The following is a 19,401-nucleotide window of genomic DNA, read 5'->3' as shown; positions in this document are numbered from 1 at the left end:
AGAGCAAGCCCCTCCCCACAAGGGGGAGGGGCTATGGCGGCGCAAGCCGGGCGGGACGTACTACTAGAAGCGGTTTATCGAGGGATCGTGAGGCGGCTCGTTCAGATTTTGGCACCGACCGTCCACTTCCGGAGGGGCAGGGCAATTTCTGAAGACCAGTCCTGCTGCTGCCCAAAACATCCCTTGAGCATTCGGCGGTAGCGGCAGGTTAGCCCCGCCCTGTGGGGAGGGGTCGGGGAGGGGACTCCCCGCGGACGAAAACGGGAGACACCATGACCAATTTCAAGGGCGCACTGATCGGCTGCGGCTTCTTCGCCGTCAACCAGATGCATGGCTGGCGGGATGCCGACGGCGCGGAGATCGTGGCGATCTGCGACCGCGATCCCGAACGGCTGAAGCTCGTGGGCAACCAGTTCGGTATCGAGCGGCGCTATGACAACGCCGAAGAAATGTTTGCCGACGGCGGCTTCGATTTCGTCGACATCGCGACGACGGTCGGCAGCCACCGCGTGCTCGTCGAGCTTGCCGCGTCCCACAGGGTGCCCGTCATCTGCCAGAAGCCCTTCGCGCCGACGATGGACGATGCAAAGGCGATGGTTGCCGCCTGCGAGGCGGCTGGCGTGCCGCTGATGATCCACGAAAATTTCCGCTGGCAGTCGCCGGTGCTGGCTGCGAAGGCAGCGCTCGACAGCGGCGCGATCGGCGAGGTCTTCTGGGGCCGCGTCAGCTTCCGTTCGGGTTATGACGTCTTCGCCGGCCAGCCCTATCTGGCGACGGGCAAGCGCTTCATCGTCGAAGATCTCGGCATCCACGCGCTCGACATCGCCCGTTTCCTCTTCGGCGACGCGACGGCGATCACCGCGCGCACAAAGAGGGTCAATCCGAAAATCGCCGGCGAAGATGTCGCCACCATGCTGCTCGACCATACCGGCGGCGTCACCTCCGTCGTCGATTGCAGCTATGCGACGACGCTGCCGGTGGAGCCCTTCCCGGAGATACTGCTGGAGGTGGACGGCAGCCGGGGCACGCTGCGCCTGTCGCAGAGCTATCGCATGACGGTGCATTCGCCGGACGGGACGGAGACGAGCGATGTCAGCCCGCGGCTTCTCCCCTGGGCATCGCAGCCGTGGCACAACATCCAGGAAAGCGTGGCGCTCATCCAGCAGCACTGGATCGACTGCCTGAAGGCCGGCCGCGAACCGGATACGTCCGGCGCCGACAACCTGAAGACCTTCGCGCTGGTCGAGGCGGCCTATCGGAGCGCCGCGGAAGTCCGTACCGTGCCGCTGTCGGAGGTGCTCGGATGAGTGTCTCGGCCGACTTCCTGCTCTACGGCACCGATGAACGCGAGCCCGAGGCGAAGCCGCTCAGGGCCGGCGCTCTCTCCGTGGACCTGATCGCCGGCAACCTGCGCACCATCCGCTTCCGCGATGTGGAGGTGCTGCGCGCGGTCTCCTTCCTCGTGCGAGACCGCGACTGGGGCACCTGCGACGCAGCACTTTCGGACCTGAGGGCGACCGAGAGGGAAACCGGCTTCACTGTTACCTATACCGCCACCTTCACCGCTCCCGACGGGGCGATCCTTAGCTGCCGCGCGTCGATCACAGGCACGGCCACCTGGCTGAGTTTCGATGCCGAGTTCACGCCCGATCGCGATTTCGAGACGGCACGCACCGGCTTTGCCATCCTGCATCCGATTGTCGGTGTGGCGGGCCGGGCAGTGACGGTCGAGCACGGCGACGGTTCGGTGGAAAGGACGGCGTTCCCGGACCTGATCGAGCCCTGGCAGCCTCTCATGGACATTGCCGCGCTCACGCACGAACCGATGCCCGGCGTCGTTGCCGAGTGTCGGATGACCGGCGATATCTTCGAAATGGAAGACCAGCGCAACTGGACGGACGGGTCCTACAAGACCTATGTGCGGCCGCTCGCACTGCCATGGCCATACAGGTTGAAGGCCGGCGAGACGGTCCGGCAGTGCGTCACGCTGACGCTGAAGGCCGGCCGCGCCGCGGCTGCAGTCGTAAAGGCTGCGGACGCGGTGCAGCTTTCGGTCGGCGATCCCATCGGCCGACTGCCCGCCATCGGCGTTGGGCTTCGGCCGGACTGCATAGAAGAGGAGCAGCGCCATGTCGGCTTTTTGCGCGACGTGGGCGCCGCACGCCTCGTCGCGCATTTCGACCCGGTCGCCGGCCACGGCGTAAAGGACCTGGAGGGCTTTGCAGGGATTGCGGCCGCTTCCAGCCTGCCCCTGACGCTGGAATGCTTCGTCCCGTGCCACGGCGACCTCAACGAGGAACTGGGCGCCATCGCCAGCCAGGTGCGCGATAGCGGCGCGGCGCTCGCCGATATTGCCGTCTCGCCTTCTGTCGATCGGCAGTCAACGCCGCCCGGCAGCATATGGCCGGCATGCCCGCCGCTGGAAGACGTTTACGCCGCGGCGCGGAAAGCCTTTCCCGGCCTGCCGCTCGGCGGCGGCATGTTCAGCTATTTTACCGAGTTGAACCGCAAGCGGGTGCCGGAACGCCCGCTCGACTACGTCACCCATTGCACAAACCCGATCGTGCATGCCGCCGATGATCTTTCCGTGATGCAGACCTTCGAGGCATTGTCGGATGTCGTGCGCTCACTCCGCGCCATCTACCGCGACAAGCCCTATCGCATCGGCCCCTCGACGATTGCCATGCGCCACAATCCCTATGGCAGCGCGACCAAGGAAAATCCGTTCGGAAAGCGCATCGCCATGGCCAGCCGCGACCCGCGCCACAACGGTCTCTTCGGCGCCGCCTGGACGCTCGCCTATGCCGCGACGGTGGCAGGCAGCGGGCTCGATGTGTTGACGCTCTCGACGCTGGCCGGCCCGTTCGGGCTGGTGGCGGGGCAGGGTGAGCCGATGCCGGCGGGCCGACCGCGTCCGCTCTTTCGTGCTCTGAAATGGCTGGGCGGACTGGAGGGCACTCCGACCCTCGCTACGCAAAGCAGCATGCCGCAAAGGGTCAAGGCGCTGGTGGCCGAGACCGGGGAGGGCCGCGTCTTTCTTCTCTGCAATGTCACACCGTATGCGCAGACCGTGCACCTCGGGAAAGGCAGGCTCTCGATGCTCGACGAGGCGTGGCTTCGGTCCGGCGGCGGCGATCCCGCAGAGCAGGCCTTCGCGGGCGGCCCGCTGATCCTGTCGGCCTATGCGGTCGCGCGGCTTGCAATATAGCCGGAGACACGGATGGCAAGCCGCCCGCCGGATCGCAATTGGCCCGGATGTTCAGCCGTCCGCCCGCGCTTTCAACACGTAGAGCGCCCGTGAGCGCTCCAGATGCTTGATCATCGCCTGCTCGGCCTCGCCGGGATCGCCGCTGCGGATGCAGTCGATGATCTCCGCGTGCTCGGAGAGGGTGAAATTCTCCTTGCCGGTCCAGATGAGCATCTCGGTGTGATACTCCTTCAGCCAGCCGAGCATCGCCTCGCTGACGGCGGTGTAGATCGGGTTGCCGGAAATCCGGGCGATCTGCGTATGGAAGGCCATGTCCGCGTTGATGAAGGCCTCGGAATCGCCGAGACAGTCCTTCTGCCGGGCAAGCGTTTCCTCCAGCGCCGCGATGTCTGCCGGTTTCGCGCGCGTGGCCGCCTCGCGCACCATGCCGCGCTCGAAGAAGATGCGGGCGCTTTTCAGGTGCTCAAGCGAATCGGACGATCCGGCGAGCATGATCTTCGCCGCCACATCCACCTGCCGCATCAGCGAATGGGCGGTCAGCTTCAGGACTTTCGCCCGCTCGCCGTGCGAAATCTCGACGAGGCCCATATTGGCGAGCGCCTGCATCGCTTCGCGGATCGTCGGGCGACCGACCTCGAAGCGCTCCATCAGCGTTCGCTCGGAGGGCATTTCGTCGCCCGGCTGCAATTCGCCGCTCTCGATCATGCGCTTGAGACGTGCGAATACCTCGTCTGAAAGCTTGCGCCTCACGATCGGTTCGGATTGCGTGACCATCGACCTCTCCATGCCGCCGATTCCAAGGCGCCATATATGCACAAATCCGCATCGACTGGGAACGTTGACGCATGGCGAACAAACGGCTTGCGGAACTTAGATACTCATTATACCAGTTGAGGGGGTCCGTCATCCCCTAAGTGAGAACATGACGGCAATGGGAGAGACCCCGTGATACGTCTGACCTACCGGATCGAAACCCCCGGCAATGTCGAGGCGATGGCCGAGAAGATCGCCAGCGACCAGTCGACCGGCACCTTCGTCGCCGTGCCGGGTGAAACAAGGGAATTGAAAGCGCACGTGGCGGCCCGCGTGGTCGCCGTTCGCCCGCTTCCGCCGGCAGGCAGCCCGTCCTTTCCGGATGAGGGTGGCGGAGCCAAGGTCTTCAATCGCGGTGAGGCCGATATCGATTTTCCGCTGGATGCGGTCGGAACCGACCTTTCCGCCCTGATGACCATCGCCATCGGCGGCGTCTATTCAATAAAGGGCATGACGGGCATCCGCATCGTCGGCATGAAGCTGCCGCCCGAATTCGCCGACGTCCATCCAGGCCCGCAATTCGGCATTCCGGGGACACGGGCGCTGACGGGCGTGGCGGGCCGACCGATCATCGGCACCATCGTCAAGCCGGCGCTTGGCCTGCGTCCGCAGGAGACGGCGGACCTTGTCGGTGATCTCCTGGCTTCCGGCGTCGATTTCATCAAGGATGACGAAAAGCTGATGAGCCCGGCCTATTCGCCGCTGAAAGACCGCGTCGCCGCCATCATGCCGAAGATCCTCGAGCATGAGCAGAAGACCGGAAAAAGGGTGATGTATGCCTTTGGCATCTCGCATGCCGACCCCGACGAGATGATGCGCAACCACGATCTTGTGTTGAAGGCAGGCGGCAACTGCGCAGTGGTCAATATCAACTCGATCGGCATGGGCGGCATGTCCTATCTCCGCAAGCGCTCCGGCTTGGTGCTGCATGCGCACCGCAACGGCTGGGACATCCTCACCCGCCATCCGGGGCTCGGCATGGAATTCTCCGTCTGGCAGCAATTCTGGCGCCTCCTCGGCGTCGATCAGTTCCAGATCAACGGCATCAAGGTGAAATACTGGGAGCCGGACGAGAGTTTCGTAAAATCCTTCGAGGCGGTGAGCAAGCCGCTCTTTTCCGATGCCGACCGCCCCCTGCCGGTCGTCGGATCGGGCCAATGGGGCGGCCAGGCGCCGGAGACCTATGTCCGGACCGGCCGGACCGTCGATCTCCTTTATCTCTGCGGCGGCGGCATCGTCAGCCATCCGGGCGGGCCGGGGGCCGGTGTGCGCGCCGTGCGCCAGGCCTGGGACGCTGCCGTGGCAGGCATCGATCTTGCAACCTACGCGAAGGACCATGCCGAACTCGCAGAATCGCTCGAAAAATTCGCCGCGGGCAGGGGAGCCTGACATGGGATCGGCAGGAATTGCGTCCAAGAAACCAGCTCCGCTCCTGACCTATTACGGCGACGACTTCACCGGCTCGACGGACGTCATGGAAGCTCTGTCGTCACAAGGGATCGAGACGGTCCTTTTCCTGGGGATGCCGTCCGAGACGCTGTTCGATCGCTTCGCCCATTTCCGTGCCTTCGGCATTGCCGGCGCGAGCCGCAGCGAGACACCGCAGTGGATGGAAAAGAACCTGACGCCGGCATTCGAATGGCTGAAGTCTCTCGGCGCAGCGATCTGCCACTACAAGGTCTGCTCCACTTTCGACTCCAGCCCGAACATCGGCAATATCGGCAAGGCCATCGAGATCGGTCGCGCGGTTTTCGGGACTGCTCCCGTACCGCTTGTCGTCGGTGCACCGCAGATCAGGCGCTACACGGCGTTCGGCCATCTCTTCGCGGCCTTTCGCGGTGAGGTCTTCCGTATCGACCGCCACCCGGTCATGAGCCGCCATCCGGTCACGCCAATGGCGGAAGCCGATCTGCGGCTTCATCTTGCAAACCAGACGCAGCTTGCGACGGGGCTCGTCGACCTCGCAACGCTCCGGTCCAGCGACGCGGACGAACGGGTCGACGCACTTTTCGACACGGGCACCGAGATCATCCTGATCGATGTCGCGGACCATGACACCCAGGGGGGCGCCGGGCACCAGCTTTGGCGCAAAATCAGGCCAGAGGGCCGGTTCGTCTGCGGATCATCGGGGGTGGAGTATGCCCTCGTGGAGGAATGGCGCCGGCTCGGGCTAACGCAGGACGTGCCGCACTACGAGCCGCCCGGGCCGGTGGAACGCATGGCCGTCGTCTCGGGCAGCGTGTCGCCGACGACCGAGCGACAGATCCGCCATGCGATCGATGTCGGTTTCGCCGGCATTGCGATCGACCCCCTGCAACTCGCGGGCGCCCATGCGGATGGCGCCGTCTCGGAGGCCGCCCGGCTCGCGCTCGCGGCCCTTGCAGAGGGCAGGAGCCCGATCCTCTACACGGCGCTCGGGCCATCGGCCGACCACGGCGCCGTGCTTTCGGACAATGACGGCGCGCGCCACCGGATCGGCAGGAATCTCGGGCGCATCCTCAGGCGTATCGTCGAACAGGCGGGTCTGCGCCGCAGCGTGATCGCCGGAGGCGACACGTCGAGCCATGCGCTGTCGCAAATGGGCATCGATGCACTGACGCTGCGTCTGCCGCTGCCGCAGACGCCAGGATCGCCGCTGTGCACCGCCCACGCCGCATCCCCGGCGATCGACGGCATGGAGATCGCCCTGAAGGGCGGGCAGGTGGGCAGCGACGACTATTTCAGCATGATCCGCGCGGGCCAGGGCTGACCGGGCTCCGGCACTCGCGAGCCAAACGAGAATGGCCGGCAGCAAAGGCCGGCCACCACATCCTTCTCTGCCTGCAATCAGGCGGCGGCGTACATTTTTGCCATCTCCGGCAGCCGCTTGACGCGGATCTTGGAGGCGTTGCCTGCCGTCCCGAAGGCCTCGAACCGTTCCCTGCAGACTTCTGTCATCAGCGCTGTCGCCGGCTTCAGATAGTTGCGCGGATCGAAATTGTCCGGCTTCTCCTTGAAGCTCTTGCGGATCGTGCCGGTCATGGCAAGGCGAAGGTCCGTGTCGATATTGACCTTGCGCACGCCGAGCGGGATCGCCTTCTGGATCTCCGCGACCGGAACGCCCCAGGTCTGCTTCATTTCGCCGCCGTAGGTCGTGAAGAGATCCTGCAGTGCTTGCGGCACCGAGGACGAGCCATGCATGACCAGGTGGGTGTTCGGCAGTTTGCTGTTGATCCTGGCAATCGTCTCGATCGACAGGATGTCGCCGTCCGGCGCACGCGTGAACTTATAGGCGCCATGACTGGTGCCGATCGCGACCGCGAGCGCGTCGACGCCGGTCTTGCTGACGAAATCGAGCGCCTGGTCCGGATCCGTCAGCAGCTCGTCGCGCGACAGCTTGCCCTCGAAGCCGTGGCCATCCTCCTTGTCGCCGGCACCGGTCTCGAGGTTACCGAGGCAGCCGAGTTCCCCTTCGACAGAGACGCCCGCGGCATGCGCGATCTTCACCACTTCGGCGGTGACGCCAACATTGTACTCATAGGTCGCGACCGTCTTGCCGTCGGTCAGCAGCGAACCGTCCATCATCACCGACGTAAAGCCGTTCGTGATGGCAGAGATGCAGGTGGAAGGCTGGTCACCGTGGTCGAGATGCAGACAGACCGGGATATGCGCATATTCCTCCGCAGCCGCCAGGATCAGATGGCGGAGGAATGTGTCGCCGGCATAGGCGCGGGCGCCGCGGCTCGCCTGCAGGATGACGGGCGAGTCCGTCGCATCCGCCGCCCGCATCACCGCCTGAATATATTCCAGATTGTTCACGTTGAACGCCGGCAATGCATAGCCATTTTCCGCTGCATGATCGAGCAACTGCCGCATGGAAATCAACGCCATTCCAACTCTCCCTAGATGAGGCACACCACTTTCGAGGCGGCACTATTCATGGATCGTTCCGGGGATGCAACCGTGAACGGGCATGATGAACGTACGGCAAAAAATTACAACCGATTTAAAAATCAAAATGTTACGACGAAGCGGGAGCACTTGCCCCACCTGTGGGCGAATCTTCCGGATGGTTGCCACAGTAGCCGCGACGACGCTTCGCCAGAGCCAATTTTGCAAGCGCCGAACAGGCGGCATGGACGGAACCATAGCTGTCCGACTTCTGGCGACCGGTCGTACCGATGCGCCCCCAGGCCCGCACGACGTCGATATCGCCGAAGAGTGTCGGCTGCAGTGACAGCACGTAAAAGCGCGCTATGTTGCGCTCGGGATCGACACGCCGCAATCCTAGTAGCGGGCAGTCGGTGGAAGACGTCTGGGTCATGCAGGGATTCTGCGTGCCATGCCCCATCGCGTCCAATGAAAGCTTTGAATCGGTTGCGGCGCATCGATTCACCCGCGTGATGGATCGCCTATTCGGACCTGCTGCGCCGTGTCTTCCTTCGCGGCAGCATGACGGACTCGACGGCGTCGAGCCCGGCCTCAAGCTTTACCAGTCCCGTGGCGCCGAAGAGCGCGGCAAGCTCCGCCTGGTAGGCGCGCGCCAGTTTCGCCATATCGGCATAGGCCCTCATGCCCTCGGACGTCAGTTCGATATGCTCCATGCGGCGGTCGCGATCGTCCTCGACCCGCTTCAGCCAGCGGCGATCCTCCAATGCCTTTACCGCGCGGCTGACCTTCGTCTTGTGCATGCTGGAATGAAGGCCGATCGCCGTCGCCGACATGCGGCCGTTCGCGCCGAGCGCCGCGAGTGTCCGCCATTCCGGCCGGGTCATGCGATAGCGCTCCTTGTACTGGATCGCGAAGCGCAGGCTCACGGCTTCGGCCGCCCGGTTCAACCGGTAGGGAAGAAATGTCTCGAGATCGAAGTCCCCTTCCATGCGCCAACTTCACCTTGATAGTTACAAAATAGACAGTTACGAATGAAACTAATTTACGTCTATGGCAGCTACGCGGAGGAGACGCAAGCCATGCTGGAACGGACCGAAAGGACGACGGACAGGACCACCGGCGCGACCGGGACCATCCGCTACATGCCCGGCTTCGGCAACGATTTCGAGACTGAGGCGCTGCCGGGCGCCCTGCCGCAGGGCCAGAACAGCCCGCAGAAGTGCAACTACGGCCTTTATGCCGAGCAGCTTTCCGGATCTCCCTTCACCGCGCCACGCGGCACGAACGAGCGCTCCTGGCTCTACCGGATCCGTCCGAGCGTCCGCCACACGCGGCGCTTCTCGAACAGCGCCTATCCATACTGGAAATCGGCACCTTGCCTCGACGACCACGCGCTGCCGCTCGGGCAATTGCGATGGGACCCGCTGCCCGCGCCCGCGCCGGCAACGACGTTCCTGGACGGCATCCGCACAATGACGACGGGAGGAGACGCCCTGACGCAGGTCGGTATGGCCGCCCATGCCTATGCCTTCGATGCCGACATGGTCGACGACTACTCTTTCAACGCCGACGGCGAACTGCTCGTCGTGCCGCAATTGGGCACGATCCGCGTCTTCACCGAAATGGGCGTCATGGACGTTGAGCCGCTCGAGATCTGCCTGATCCCGCGTGGCATGATGTTCAAGGTATCGCGCCTCGGCGAGGGCGACGTTTGGCGCGGCTATATCTGCGAGAACTACGGCGCAAAATTCACGCTGCCGGACCGTGGCCCGATCGGCGCCAATTGCCTCGCCAATCCGCGCGACTTCAAGACGCCCGTTGCCGCCTATGAAGACAAGGAGACGCCCTGCCGGGTTCATGTCAAATGGTGCGGCCGGTTCTACGTCACCGAGATCGGCCATTCGCCGCTCGACGTCGTCGCCTGGCACGGCAACTACACGCCGTTCAAATACGACCTCAGGACGTTCTCCCCTGTCGGGGCGCTCCTGTTCGACCATCCGGACCCCTCGATCTTCACGGTGCTAACCGCGCCGTCAGGCGAAGAAGGAACCGCCAATGTCGACTTCGTCATCTTCCCGCCGCGCTGGATGGTGGCGGAGCACACCTTCCGCCCGCCCTGGTACCACCGCAACATCATGAGCGAATTCATGGGTCTCATCCATGGCCAGTACGACGCCAAGGAGAAGGGCTTCGTGCCTGGCGGCATGAGTCTGCACAACATGATGCTGCCGCACGGCCCGGATGCATCGGGCTTCGAGAAGGCGTCGAACGTCGAGCTCAAGCCGGTGAAGCTCGACCACACCATGGCCTTCATGTTCGAGACGCGCTTTCCCCAACAACTCACGAAATTCGCCGCAGAAGTCGAGACGCTGCAGGAGGACTATCTCGAATGCTGGGACGGGCTGGAGCGTCGCTTCGACGGCACGCCCGGCATCAAGTGACCGACATTGTCTACCAGCAGCCGTCAGCCGCCCTGCCACTGCCGGACGGCGTCGAGCGGCCAGAGAAGCATGAGGATGTTCAGCGCCAGTCCGTCGCGGATGAGCCAGATCGTGAGGGCCTCGAAGACGCCGACGATGGCGACGCTCGTCCAGACGGGCAGGCGGGCGGCGAGAAAAAATCCCAGGATCATCGCGAGAATATCCGCGCTCGAGTTGACGATGCTGTCACCGAAATAATCGAGCGCGATCGTCGCCTCACGGTAGCGGTTGATGATCATGTCGGTGTTTTCGAGAATCTCCCAGGCGCATTCGACGATGAGCGAAAGGGCCAGCTTCAAGTTGATGCCGGCGCGGGGCAGGATCAGCGTGAAGAGGCCGAAGAACAGGATGCCATGGATGATGTGGCTCGGCGTGTACCAGTCGCTCAGATGCTGTGAATTCTCGGACGAAACGACGACGCCGTGCCACAGCTTCACATAGCCGCATTTGCAGATCCAGATGCGGCCCATCAGATGCAGGACGACGGCGGTCACGACGACCGCAACCGCAACGAGGATCACGGATTTCACAATGGTGCGATTCAACGGATGTCTTCCTCGAAGAAGCAAGGCTAAGGTGAGGCCACCTGGCGGCGGGACGGAGCGTCGGCGGGACAATGGCACGGCCGCTGGCCGTCGAACAAGATGGGAGGAAGAATGAAACTCGCAACCCTGAAGGATTCCACGCGGGACGGCCGGCTGGTCGTCGTCGCCAAGGACCTGACGCGCTGCTCCGAGGTCGGGCACATCGCCCGCACACTTCAGGCGGCTCTCGACGACTGGCTGCATGTCGGACCGCGCCTGGCGCGTGTCGCCGAAGGCATCGAGACGGGCTCGCAGCCGACGGTGCGCTTTCACGAACATGACGCCGCGTCGCCGTTGCCGCGCGCCTATCAGTGGGCGGACGGCTCGGCCTACGTGAACCATGTCGAACTGGTGCGCAAGGCACGCAATGCCGAGATGCCGGAGAGTTTCTGGACCGACCCGCTGATGTATCAGGGGGGCTCCGACAACTTCCTTGCGCCGCGCGACCCGATCCTCGTCGCCGACGAGGCCTATGGCATCGACATGGAAGGCGAGATCGCGGTCATCGTCGACGACGTGCCGATGGGGGCGAGTGCGGCGGAAGCGCGCGATGCAATCCGGCTCGTCATGCTCGTGAACGACGTCTCGCTGCGCGGCCTGATTCCGGCGGAACTTGCCAAGGGATTCGGCTTTTTCCAGTCAAAACCGTCGTCCACCTTCTCCCCCGTCACAGTCACGCCTGATGAACTGGGCGATGCCTGGAAGGACGGCAAGGTCCATCTGCCGCTCCTCGTCTCGCTGAACGGCAAGACCTTCGGCAAGGCGAATGCCGGCATCGACATGACATTCGACTTCGGAGCACTTGTCGCCCACGCCGCCAGAACCCGCCCGCTCGTCGCCGGCTCGATCATCGGTTCCGGCACCGTGTCCAACAAGTTCCAGGGTGGACCGGGCAGGCCGGCCACCGACGGTGGTGCCGGTTATTCCTGCATTGCCGAGATCCGCATGATCGAGACGATCGAAACGGGCGCTCCAAAGACATCCTTTCTCAAGTTCGGCGATACGGTCCGCATCGAGATGAAGGACGAGAGGGGACATTCCATCTTCGGGGCGATCGAGCAGACGATCACGCGATACGAAAGGTCGTGACACGACATGGCCGAGACCATCCTCTACGACTACTGGCGCTCGTCGGCCAGCTACCGTGTCCGCATCGCACTGGCGAGCCTCGACATGGAGTATCGCCGCGTTCCGGTGGACATTCTCGGAAAGGCACAGTTTGCGCCGGAGCATATCGCCCGAAACCCGCAAGGCCTCGTTCCGGTCCTGGCAGTGGACGGCCAGGTGCTGACCCAGTCGCTCGCGATCATCGAATATCTCGACGAGACACGCTACGCGACGGGCTTCCTTCCGAGCGATCCCAAAGGTCGTCATCGCGTCCGCGCGCTTTCGCACGCAATCGCCATGGACATCCATCCAGTCTGCAACACGAGAGTCGTCGATCATGTTATGGCGCTGACCGGGGGAGGAAACGAGGTCCGCGCCGACTGGATGAAGAAGATCATCGGCGATGGCCTGCGTGCCGTCGAAGCTCTGCTCGACGATCCGGCAACCGGTGCCTTCTGCCATGGCGATACGCCCGGCATGGCGGATTTCTGCCTCGTGCCGCAAGTCTACAATGCCGAGCGTTGGGGCGTTGAAACGGCGGACCTCAACGAAGTGCGGCGCATCGTCGAGATCTGCCGTGCACTCCCCGCCTTCCAGGCAGCGCATCCCGATGCCGTGAAGCCGGCCTGACCTTTCGGACATGGTCACCGCATGTTTTATATACCTTCTCCGAAGAAGGGATATACCATGCCGCTCTATGTCAAGGATCCCGAGGTCGGCCGGATGGCCGAACGGCTTTCCACATTGCGCAAGGTGAGCAAGACCGAAGCGGTCCGGCAGGCACTGATGCATGAATTGGAGAAGAAGAGGGTGAACCGACACTTGTCTCAAAGGCGTTGGCAATGACGCGCGAACTCAACAGGAAATATCCGCCGACCGGGCTTGAGGCCGACAAGGCTTTCATCGACAGCCTCTGCGAAGACGATTGATGTTTATCGACGCTTCGGCCATCGTCGCCATGATGACGAACGAGCGTGAGGCAGGCTCACTTTCCGCTCGGCTGGCGACGACGAAATCCAGAATGACTTCGGCGATGGCGCTCTGGGAAGCGTCCGTTGCCTACGGTCGCATATCCGGCCTCGAGCCAAGCGCCACCTTGCAAGAAGTCGAGTCCTATATCCGACCGCTGCAAATCGACGTCATTGCGATCGCACCGGCGACGGCGACCGCAGCTATCGTGCCTATCAACATTATGGTAAGGGCCGTCACCCCGCCGCCCTCAATTTCGGCGACTGCTTCGCCTATGCCTGTGCCCGGCAGCTCAACATGCCGCTCCTCTGCAAGGGCGATGATTTCTCCCAGACCGACATCGGTGCCGCATGACGGTCGCCCGCGCCGGCCGGGGCAATCTCCATATGGTCAGGCGACGGCGCCCATGCAGAGATACTTCATCTCCAGATAATCATCGGCGCCGTGGGTCGAGCCTTCGCGGCCGATGCCGGACTGCTTGATGCCGCCGAAGGGGGCGGCCTCGGAGGAGATGATGCCGGTGTTGATGCCGACCATGCCGTATTCGAGCGCCTCCGCCACCTTCCAGACCTTCTTGAGGTCGCCGGCGAAGAAATAGGCGGCGAGGCCGAATTCGGTGTCGTTCGCCTGCGCGATCACATCCTCGACCGTCTCGAAGCGGAAGAGCGGCGCGACCGGGCCGAAGGTCTCTTCCCTGGCGACCGTCATGCCTGATGTCACGCCCTTCAGGACGGTCGGCTGGAAGAAGGTGCCCCTGCCGTCGACGCGGCTGCCGCCGGCGACCACCGTCGCACCCTTGGCGACCGCATCGGCGATATGCGCCTCGACCTTGCCGATTGCCGCTTCCTCGATCAGCGGGCCGATGGTGATACCCTTGTCGAAACCGTTGCCGACGGACAGTTCGGCGACCTTCCTCGCGAGCTTTTCCGCGAAGGCGTCGTAGACATTCGACTGGACGTAGATGCGGTTGGCGCAGACGCAGGTCTGGCCGGCATTGCGGTATTTCGACGCCATGGCGCCTTCGACGGCGGCGTCGAGATCCGCGTCGTCGAAGACGATGAAGGGCGCGTTGCCGCCGAGTTCCAGGCTCACCTTCTTGATCTGGTCGGCGCACTGGCGCATCAGGATGCGGCCGACCTCCGTCGAGCCCGTGAAAGAGATCTTGCGGACCTTCGGGTTGTAGCAGAGCTCCCTGCCGATCGCCGGGCCGTCCGTGCCGAGGATGACGTTGAAGACGCCGGCCGGAATGCCGGCCTTTTCGGCGAGCACGGCGAGCGCAATCGCCGACAGCGGCGTCTGCTCCGCGGGCTTGGAGACAACCGTGCAGCCGACGGCCAGCGCCGGCGCGATCTTGCGGGCGATCATCGCGGCCGGGAAGTTCCACGGCGTGATCGTGCCGACGACGCCGACCGGCTGCCGGATGACGAACATGCGCTTGTCGGCGGACGGGGCGGGGATGGTCTCGCCGTTGATGCGCTTGGCCTCCTCCGCATACCACTCGACATAGGATGCGGCGTAGAGGATCTCGCCCTTTGCCTCCGGCAGCGGCTTGCCCATTTCGGCGGTCAGGATCGCGGCCAGTTCATCGGCATTGGCGACGATCAGGTCGTGCCATTTGCGCAGCAGCGCACTGCGGTCCTTGGCGGGCCGCGCCGCCCAGGCCGGCTGTGCGCGATGGGCGGCATCGATGGCGGCTGCCGTCTCAGTGGCACCCATTTCCGGCAGCGTCGCCAGCGTTTCGCCGGTCGCAGGATTCGTGACGTCGAAGGTCTCGACGCCGTTGCCGCCGATCCAGTTACCATTGACGTAACCCGCGTCGCGCAGGAAATCGGTCGAGGTCAAGTGCTTTGTCAGCGCATCGTGGAAGGCCATGGTCTTACTCCTTCGGGACAGGAATGGGCGCTCACCCGAAGCGGGAGACTTCGGGCGCTGCCATGAGAATCGGGGTTCGATCGTTTGCGTCGCCCGGTCAGGCGGCACGGGCCTCGATCATCGCCGCCTCGAGGATGTCGAGCGCCTCGGCGAAGACCTCGTCCTGGATGGTGATCGGGGCGAGGAAGCGGATGACGTTGCCGTGCACGCCGCAGGTGAGCAGGATCAGGCCCTTTTCGAGCGCCTTCAGCCGCACCCTGTTGGCAAAATCGGCGCTCGGCTGCTTCGTCGAAACGTCGTTGAACTCCACGGCGTTCATGAAGCCCGGGCCGCGGATGTCGGCGATTTCCGGCACCTTGTCGCGCATCGAGGCGAGGCGCTGCTTGAGGCGAGCCCCGAGATTTTCCGCCCGGTTGCAGAGGTCCTCGTCCTTGATGACGTCGAGAACGGCGTGCGCGGCCGCAACGCCCAGCGGATTGCCGGCATAGGTGCCGCCGAGGCCGCCGGGGCCGGGCGCATCCATGATCTCGGCGCGGCCGGTGACGGCGGCGATCGGGAAGCCGCCGCCGAGCCCCTTGGCCATGGTGACGAGATCGGCGGCGACGCCGTAATGCTCCATGGCGAAGAGCTTGCCGGTGCGGGCAAAACCGGTCTGCACCTCGTCGGCGATCAGCAGCATGCCGTGCTGGTCGCAGATTTCACGCAGCGCCTTCATGAAGGCTGCCGGCACCGGATAGAAGCCGCCTTCGCCCTGCACCGGCTCGACGATGATCGCCGCGACGCGGTTCGGATCGACATCGGCGGCGAAGAGCTTCTTCAGCACCGAGAGCGACTGCTCGACCGTCGTGCCGTGCATCTCGACCGGGAAGGGCGCATGGAAGACGTCGCCCGGCATGGCGCCGAAGCCGACCTTGTAGGGCACGACCTTGCCGGTCAGCGCCATGCCCATGAAGGTGCGGCCGTGGAAACCGCCGGAAAAGGCGATGACGGCCTGGCGGCCGGTGGCGGCGCGGGCGATCTTCACGGCGTTCTCGACGGCTTCCGCGCCGGTCGTCACGAAGATCGTCTTCTTCGCGAAATTGCCGGGAGTGATCGCGTTCAGCCGCTCGGCGAGCTCGACATAGTTCTCATAGGGCACGACCTGGTGGCAGGTGTGGGTGAAACGGTCGAGCTGCTTCTTCACCGCCTCGATGACCCGCGGATGACGATGGCCGGTGTTGACCACGGCGATGCCCGCCGCAAAATCGATATAGCGGTTGCCCTCCTTGTCCCAGATTTCCGCATTCTCCGCGCGGTCGGCGTAGATCTGCGTGGTCATGCCGACGCCGCGCGAAATGGCAGCGTTCTTGCGGTCTGTGAGGGTCATGGGCGCTGTCCTGAACTGGAGGGCTTATGCAGTATCTTGCATTTTTTCTGCAAGACTTGAGTGGAATTCCTACATTTTTTCTGCAAGAATGCAATGGCCTTCCACGGGGGCCGGTCAATATTTTTCGGACGCCTTCGGGACGCGACGGGAGACGCGAAACGGCGTGGAGTGCTATAGCCTGATGATAACACAGAAACAGGGATTTTGGCGCAATGGCAGGACTGGATCCGGTCCACTACAAGGTGGCGGAGGCGGCACGGCTGGCGGGCGTTTCGGCCTCCACCCTTCGCCTCTGGGAGACGCAGGGCCTCGTCATTCCCGGCCGATCGGATACGGGACATCGCCAGTATAGCGCCGACGATGTCGCCCGCCTGAAGCGCATCGCCTGGTATCGCACCGAGCGCGGCTTGAACCCGGCGGCGATCCGCGAGGCGCTGGAGGCGGGAGAGCCGATGGCGGACGGCTTGAGTGCGGTCGACAGCGATGCTCCGCAGGGTATCGGCCGCAAGCTGCGCAGTCTCCGGCACGATGCGGGAAAGACGCTGGAGCAGGTGGCCGGCGACATCGGCATCGCAACCTCGCTGCTCTCCACCTTCGAGCGCACCTCGCAGGGCGTCACCTTCCGCGTGCTGCACGATCTCGCCGAATATTACGGTACGACCGTCTCGAAGCTTTCCGGCGAGGAGGAGGGCGGCGAGCGTGCCCTCGTCCGGGCCGGTGAGTGGAAGATCTGGCCCGAAACCTCGCCGGGCGTCACCGTCCAGGTGCTCGCCGACGGCCGCAACATGATGGATTGCCACCGCTTCGTGCTGGCGCCCGGCGCCTCAAGCGACGGCGCCTATAAACACGAGGGCGAGGAGTTCGTGCACGTGCTCTCGGGCCGGGTCGAGATGGTTCTCGACGGCCATGAGTTCCATGATCTCGGCCCCGGTGACAGTCTCTATTTCGCGAGCAACCGCCGCCACGCCTGGCGCAATCGCCATGACGGCGAGACCGTGCTGATCTGGATCAACACACCGCCGACCTTCTGAGAGTCCGCTTGGAAAATAGGTTCGAGGGCTTTCGCGTCGGTTCGGTTTGTGATTCAAGCTTTGGATGTGGACCGAACAGAGCCGTGGGCGAATGGCCAAGACCGCCAGGAAAACCAAGCGTTGCCGCTGTGACCTGACGGATGAGGAAGGGGAGCGGATCGCACCGCCGATGCCCAAGCCTGGGCGTTGTGGCCGTCCGCGCGAGGTTGACATCCGGGAGGTGATCAACGCCGTGGCCATCTTGAGCGCTCCGGCTGTGGCTCGCTGCTGCCGATCCACTTCGGCACACAGGCCATTCTCGACGGCATCCGAAAGCGTCGGCCATGGGTGAAGCATTTGTTCGCCGGCGCTACCTACGACCGGCTCAAGCTCATGGACAAGGCCTCTTATCTCGACTTCGTCATCGAGGTCATCCGAAGGCCCAGCGAGCAAAAGGGCTTTCAGGTTCCACCCCGACTCAGGGTCCTCGAGCGAACCTTCGGCTGGGCGACAAGATGGCACCGCCTCATGCGCGAATACCAGCAGCGCATCGACGCCTCTCATGCCATGATACCCGTCGGAAACCTCCTACGAAGAACCATTCGTCCGTGAATTTCAAAACAGGCTCTGAGCTGGACGAGCCTTGGATCTCAGCCGACGTGATAAAGAGTACTTCTCAATTCGAGCCGACGCTTGAAATTCACACTGGAGATATAGGACCTGCACCGAGACGCGACAGGATATGTTCGCCTTCACCGAAATGTGATTCACCCAAAACGCAAGCATGAGAGGGATTGGTGCTAGCACTCACAGAATTCGAATGACAGCAATGGACAGAGCCGAGGGCATCTCGGGGCTCAGCGCTTTTCAATGAAGTTCACATTGGAAAACGCTTTGGAAGAAAATTCTCACCCCGCGACAGTTAATACTCGAGCTAGCGCACACTAATATATCACACGACATAACAAACGTGGCAACACAATACAGAAAGGACAGTGACGCAGCAATGATGAGGCGAATATATAATTTTCTTCGTGCAATTTTACCGATCCGCAAGGCTGGCGATTTAATAAATCTCGAAAATATCTCCGAACAAATTAATGATTATAAGGAATTTAAGCCGAGTAATTTTAAAATTAACACACCCCCAATCTGCACAAATCTTTTCCTTAATGCGATAGATACTTCAAATGTCGGAGACATTAATTCTACACCTTTTGATTATTTCACTTTTCCCGGCGAAAGCCAGACCGCCGATTTCTGGTCAAGAGTAAATGCGAGCGAAGATCGTTTCGACAATATCTTTGTCGGTGGTGGAGTATTCAGTAAAAACTATGTACGAACGCCAATGTATTATGAGAGGCTTCGTCCCAAAAAGAACCTTGTTCTTTGGGGCGTCGGAACTGATATGCCAGGATATCCGCCGATGCCGAAGGACTTTATCGACAGATGCTCCCTCATCGGAACGCGTGATTTTGGTGCCGCGTCTCTTGATGGAGATAAAGTCGTATTTTGCCCGTGCGCAAGTGCAATGAACAGAGCATTCGATGTATCACGTCAGTCTCCAATACACGAATTCGTACTATTTTTACACCACAATAGATCCGTCGACGACGATGATTTCTTTAAACATCGCCCAACAATGCGAAACTATGGCGACTTTACGGAAACGATTGACTTCATTGCATCTGGCGAAGTTGTAGTAACAAATTCATACCACGGACTTTATTGGGCTACACTGCTCGGCAAAAAGGTAATTTGCCTCATCAAAGGAGGGAAGTTTGCTTACTTTAAGTGGAAACCCGCCTTTGCGACACCGGAGACCTGCCGGCAAATTCTTGCCAGGGCGCACGACATTTCCGCCTATCCAAACGCACTTGCTGAAGCCCGTGCGCTGAACATGAATTTCTATGAAAAGGTACTTGCCATACTTCGTTCATAATTTGGAAAATGTCAGAACTGAGAGAAGGGAAACTGTTGATTGCCCGTAAGAACGGACCCGGCGCAGCTCGATATTCCCATTGAGAATTGCCCCCTGTTTGAACGTAAGCGGCAAGCTGAGGCCGCTCAGGCTGCGTAATTCCACGGCATGAGTGCATCGAGATCGCTGCTGGGCCAGCTG

General features: G+C 62.5%; 18 protein-coding genes and 2 pseudogenes. 12 read left to right on the top strand and 8 right to left on the bottom strand.

The features are described 5' to 3' along the window. Positions 1–272 precede the first annotated feature (272 nt). Both LXM94_RS09740 and apnL read left to right on the top strand, forming a co-directional pair. Positions 273–1,307, top strand: coding sequence for a Gfo/Idh/MocA family protein (locus LXM94_RS09740; protein ID WP_235771019.1), 1,035 nt, complete (start codon positions 273–275; stop codon positions 1,305–1,307). Continuing rightward, on the top strand, positions 1,304–3,208 hold the full coding sequence (gene apnL, locus LXM94_RS09735; protein WP_235771018.1) for a D-apionate lactonase: 1,905 nt from the start codon (positions 1,304–1,306) through the stop codon (positions 3,206–3,208). The genes LXM94_RS09740 and apnL overlap by 4 nt, the downstream gene beginning before the upstream one ends. 51 nt (positions 3,209–3,259) lie before the next feature. Here the strand turns inward: apnL and LXM94_RS09730 are convergent, their stop codons facing one another. Further along, entirely contained in the window at positions 3,260–3,982 is a 723-nt protein-coding gene (locus tag LXM94_RS09730; RefSeq protein WP_235771017.1) for a transcriptional regulator NanR, read from the bottom strand. A 171-nt stretch (positions 3,983–4,153) separates the two neighbouring features. Between LXM94_RS09730 and oiaX the strand changes: the two genes are divergently transcribed. Then, entirely contained in the window at positions 4,154–5,410 is a 1,257-nt protein-coding gene (oiaX, locus tag LXM94_RS09725) for a 3-oxo-isoapionate-4-phosphate decarboxylase OiaX (RefSeq protein ID WP_235771016.1), read from the top strand. A gap of 1 nt (position 5,411) precedes the next feature. After that, positions 5,412–6,770 (top strand): four-carbon acid sugar kinase family protein, encoded by a 1,359-nt coding sequence (locus LXM94_RS09720; protein WP_235771015.1) that lies wholly within the window; start codon positions 5,412–5,414, stop codon positions 6,768–6,770. Between the two features lie 77 nt (positions 6,771–6,847). On the opposite strand, the gene fba is transcribed toward LXM94_RS09720, so the two are convergent. The 3 genes from fba to LXM94_RS09705 all read right to left on the bottom strand — a co-directional run bounded on the left by fba (position 6,848) and on the right by LXM94_RS09705 (position 8,880). Further along, positions 6,848–7,891 carry a class II fructose-bisphosphate aldolase gene (gene fba / locus LXM94_RS09715; protein ID WP_235771014.1) on the bottom strand — a complete coding sequence of 348 codons (1,044 nt, stop codon included), beginning with the start codon at positions 7,889–7,891 and terminating at the stop codon, positions 6,848–6,850. A gap of 130 nt (positions 7,892–8,021) precedes the next feature. Further along, a complete protein-coding gene (locus tag LXM94_RS09710; RefSeq protein WP_235771013.1) occupies positions 8,022–8,324 on the bottom strand; it encodes a WGR domain-containing protein in 303 nt (100 codons plus the stop codon). A gap of 88 nt (positions 8,325–8,412) precedes the next feature. Beyond that, positions 8,413–8,880, bottom strand: coding sequence for a MarR family winged helix-turn-helix transcriptional regulator (locus LXM94_RS09705; protein ID WP_235771012.1), 468 nt, complete (start codon positions 8,878–8,880; stop codon positions 8,413–8,415). Positions 8,881–8,970: 90 nt separating this feature from the next. Between LXM94_RS09705 and hmgA the strand changes: the two genes are divergently transcribed. Continuing rightward, a complete protein-coding gene (gene hmgA, locus LXM94_RS09700; protein ID WP_235771063.1) occupies positions 8,971–10,332 on the top strand; it encodes a homogentisate 1,2-dioxygenase in 1,362 nt (453 codons plus the stop codon). Between the two features lie 23 nt (positions 10,333–10,355). Here hmgA and LXM94_RS09695 read toward each other — a convergent pair whose 3' ends face one another. Continuing rightward, the gene (locus LXM94_RS09695; RefSeq protein ID WP_268965074.1) at positions 10,356–10,916 is read right to left on the bottom strand and encodes a DUF2585 domain-containing protein; all 561 of its coding nucleotides are present in this window, start codon (positions 10,914–10,916) and stop codon (positions 10,356–10,358) included. Positions 10,917–11,027: 111 nt separating this feature from the next. Between LXM94_RS09695 and LXM94_RS09690 the strand changes: the two genes are divergently transcribed. The 4 genes and pseudogenes from LXM94_RS09690 (at position 11,028) to LXM94_RS09675 (ending at position 13,385) form a co-directional block, all read left to right on the top strand. Further along, on the top strand, positions 11,028–12,044 hold the full coding sequence (locus LXM94_RS09690) for a fumarylacetoacetate hydrolase family protein (protein ID WP_235771011.1): 1,017 nt from the start codon (positions 11,028–11,030) through the stop codon (positions 12,042–12,044). A gap of 6 nt (positions 12,045–12,050) precedes the next feature. Continuing rightward, the gene (gene maiA / locus LXM94_RS09685; protein ID WP_235771010.1) at positions 12,051–12,692 is read left to right on the top strand and encodes a maleylacetoacetate isomerase; all 642 of its coding nucleotides are present in this window, start codon (positions 12,051–12,053) and stop codon (positions 12,690–12,692) included. A 57-nt stretch (positions 12,693–12,749) separates the two neighbouring features. Beyond that, positions 12,750–12,908 carry a type II toxin-antitoxin system VapB family antitoxin gene (locus LXM94_RS09680; RefSeq protein ID WP_235771009.1) on the top strand — a complete coding sequence of 53 codons (159 nt, stop codon included), beginning with the start codon at positions 12,750–12,752 and terminating at the stop codon, positions 12,906–12,908. An 82-nt stretch (positions 12,909–12,990) separates the two neighbouring features. Then, positions 12,991–13,385: pseudogene (locus tag LXM94_RS09675) on the top strand (type II toxin-antitoxin system VapC family toxin). A 36-nt stretch (positions 13,386–13,421) separates the two neighbouring features. Here LXM94_RS09675 and LXM94_RS09670 read toward each other — a convergent pair. Both LXM94_RS09670 and LXM94_RS09665 read right to left on the bottom strand, forming a co-directional pair. Continuing rightward, the gene (locus LXM94_RS09670; RefSeq protein WP_235771007.1) at positions 13,422–14,903 is read right to left on the bottom strand and encodes an NAD-dependent succinate-semialdehyde dehydrogenase; all 1,482 of its coding nucleotides are present in this window, start codon (positions 14,901–14,903) and stop codon (positions 13,422–13,424) included. 97 nt (positions 14,904–15,000) lie between these two features. Then, positions 15,001–16,269: a 4-aminobutyrate--2-oxoglutarate transaminase gene (locus LXM94_RS09665; RefSeq protein ID WP_235771006.1), complete on the bottom strand. Its 1,269-nt coding sequence runs from the start codon at positions 16,267–16,269 to the stop codon at positions 15,001–15,003. A gap of 212 nt (positions 16,270–16,481) precedes the next feature. Here LXM94_RS09665 and LXM94_RS09660 point away from each other — a divergent pair, with 212 nt between their 5' ends. The 3 genes and pseudogenes from LXM94_RS09660 to LXM94_RS09650 all read left to right on the top strand — a co-directional run bounded on the left by LXM94_RS09660 (position 16,482) and on the right by LXM94_RS09650 (position 19,221). Then, on the top strand, positions 16,482–17,300 hold the full coding sequence (locus LXM94_RS09660; RefSeq protein ID WP_235771005.1) for a MerR family transcriptional regulator: 819 nt from the start codon (positions 16,482–16,484) through the stop codon (positions 17,298–17,300). Between the two features lie 64 nt (positions 17,301–17,364). Next, positions 17,365–17,891 (top strand): annotated as a pseudogene (locus tag LXM94_RS09655) (hypothetical protein). Between the two features lie 358 nt (positions 17,892–18,249). Then, a complete protein-coding gene (locus LXM94_RS09650; protein ID WP_235771004.1) occupies positions 18,250–19,221 on the top strand; it encodes a polysaccharide pyruvyl transferase family protein in 972 nt (323 codons plus the stop codon). On the opposite strand, the gene LXM94_RS09645 is transcribed toward LXM94_RS09650, so the two are convergent. After that, positions 19,216–19,401, bottom strand: a 186-nt coding sequence (locus LXM94_RS09645) for a hypothetical protein (RefSeq protein WP_235771003.1), incomplete at its 5' end; no start/stop codon positions are given. The two genes, LXM94_RS09650 and LXM94_RS09645, sit on opposite strands and share 6 nt — an antisense overlap.

It is taken from the genome of Rhizobium alarense (assembly GCF_021555155.1).
In the GTDB taxonomy this organism is placed as follows: Bacteria; Pseudomonadota; Alphaproteobacteria; order Rhizobiales; family Rhizobiaceae; genus Rhizobium_D; species Rhizobium_D alarense.
This window is presented reverse-complemented; position numbering and strand designations above follow the sequence as displayed.

Bases quoted from the DNA above. Each gene is read 5' to 3' on its own strand.
- apnL (WP_235771018.1), top strand. From the start codon at position 1,304: ATGAGTGTCTCGGCCGACTTCCTGCTCTACGGCACCGATGAACGCGAG.
- LXM94_RS09730 (WP_235771017.1), bottom strand. From the start codon at position 3,982: ATGGTCACGCAATCCGAACCGATCGTGAGGCGCAAGCTTTCAGACGAG.
- LXM94_RS09690 (WP_235771011.1), top strand. From the start codon at position 11,028: ATGAAACTCGCAACCCTGAAGGATTCCACGCGGGACGGCCGGCTGGTC.
- LXM94_RS09705 (WP_235771012.1), bottom strand. From the start codon at position 8,880: ATGGAAGGGGACTTCGATCTCGAGACATTTCTTCCCTACCGGTTGAAC.
- LXM94_RS09660 (WP_235771005.1), top strand. From the start codon at position 16,482: ATGGCAGGACTGGATCCGGTCCACTACAAGGTGGCGGAGGCGGCACGG.
- LXM94_RS09740 (WP_235771019.1), top strand. From the start codon at position 273: ATGACCAATTTCAAGGGCGCACTGATCGGCTGCGGCTTCTTCGCCGTC.
- fba (WP_235771014.1), bottom strand. From the start codon at position 7,891: ATGGCGTTGATTTCCATGCGGCAGTTGCTCGATCATGCAGCGGAAAAT.
- LXM94_RS09665 (WP_235771006.1), bottom strand. From the start codon at position 16,269: ATGACCCTCACAGACCGCAAGAACGCTGCCATTTCGCGCGGCGTCGGC.
- maiA (WP_235771010.1), top strand. From the start codon at position 12,051: ATGGCCGAGACCATCCTCTACGACTACTGGCGCTCGTCGGCCAGCTAC.
- LXM94_RS09670 (WP_235771007.1), bottom strand. From the start codon at position 14,903: ATGGCCTTCCACGATGCGCTGACAAAGCACTTGACCTCGACCGATTTC.
- LXM94_RS09680 (WP_235771009.1), top strand. From the start codon at position 12,750: ATGCCGCTCTATGTCAAGGATCCCGAGGTCGGCCGGATGGCCGAACGG.
- LXM94_RS09720 (WP_235771015.1), top strand. From the start codon at position 5,412: ATGGGATCGGCAGGAATTGCGTCCAAGAAACCAGCTCCGCTCCTGACC.
- hmgA (WP_235771063.1), top strand. From the start codon at position 8,971: ATGCTGGAACGGACCGAAAGGACGACGGACAGGACCACCGGCGCGACC.
- LXM94_RS09710 (WP_235771013.1), bottom strand. From the start codon at position 8,324: ATGACCCAGACGTCTTCCACCGACTGCCCGCTACTAGGATTGCGGCGT.